General features: G+C 69.7%; 2 protein-coding genes. Both read left to right on the forward strand.

From position 1 onward, the window contains the following. The coding region (locus tag NI18_RS19125) for a TolC family protein (RefSeq protein ID WP_037532373.1) at positions 1-538 on the forward strand (538 nt) is incomplete at its 5' end. Further along, positions 538-1238 (forward strand): biotin/lipoyl-binding protein (locus NI18_RS19130; protein ID WP_198527073.1); only part of this gene is annotated, 701 nt, incomplete at its 3' end. The genes NI18_RS19125 and NI18_RS19130, both read left to right, overlap by 1 nt.

The following is a 1238-nucleotide window of genomic DNA, read 5'->3' on the forward strand; positions in this document are numbered from 1 at the left end:
CGCCGCGGCGGCGAGCCGGATCAAGGTCGCCCGCGCCGATTTCTACCCCAATCTCAGCCTGTCGGGGCTGATCGGGCTGCAATCGCTCGGCCTCGACAACCTGTTCAAGGGCGGATCGAGCATCGGCAATGTCGGCCCGGCGATCAGCCTGCCGATCTTTCGCGGCGGCGCGCTGCAGGGCCAGTATCGGCAGGCGCGCGGCCAGTATGACGAGGCGGTCGGCAGCTATGACCGCATCGTGATCAACGCGCTGCGCGAGGTCGCGGATGTCGTGACCAGCCGGCGCCAGGTCGCCGCACAGATGCGCGATGCGCGCGCGTCGCTGGTCGATGCCGAAGGCGCGTATCAGGTGGCGCAGCTGCGCTATCGCGGCGGCCTGTCGACCTTTCTCAACGTGCTGAGCGCCGAGGAAGCGGTGCTGACCGCGCGGCGTTCGGTCGCGGCGATCGATTCGCGCCGGTTCGCGCTCGACGTGCAGTTGGTGCGCGCGCTCGGCGGCGGCTTCCAACCCCTTATCCAGACCAGCGGGACACGATGATGGACACCCCATCCCACGACAGCGACCAGACTCCTGCCGAGGAGCCCAAGGCCGATCCCAAGGACAGCCCCAAGGTCGACACCGCCAACCCGGGCAAGCGCAAGCGGCTGCTGCTGATCTTCGCGGCCGTGCTGGTCGTGATCGCCATCCTGTATTTCGTCTACGATGCGCTCGTGCTGTCGAAGCGCGTGACGACCGACAACGCCTATGTCGCCGCCGAAACCGCGCAGGTCATGCCGCTGGTCAGCGGGCAGGTGATCGCGGTCACGGTGAGCAACACACAGACCGTCAAGCGCGGGCAGGTGTTGATGCGGCTCGACGATGCCGACCTGCAGATCGCGGTCGCGCAGGCCGAAGCCGATCTGGCAGGCGCCGAGCGCCGCTATGGCCAGACCGCGGCGACGGGCGATGCGCTCCAGGCGCAGGCCAATGCGCGCGGTGCCGATATCGGTGCCGCCCGCGCGCAGCTGCTGCTCGCCCAGGGCAATCTCGACCGCGCGCAGATCGATTATCAGCGTCGCCAGGCGCTGGTCGCGGCGGGCGCGGTATCGGGTGACGAGGTGACCGCAGCGACGAACGCGCTACGCACCGCACGCGCCAATGTCGCGATCGCGCAGGCGGGGATCGCGCAGGCGACCGCGACGCGCGCCTCCGCGCTCGAGGATCGCGCCGCCAACACCGCGCTGACCCGCGGCCGGCA

It is taken from the genome of Sphingomonas sp. Ant20, from assembly GCF_000783375.1.
Taxonomy (GTDB): Bacteria; Pseudomonadota; Alphaproteobacteria; order Sphingomonadales; family Sphingomonadaceae; genus Sphingomonas; species Sphingomonas aerolata.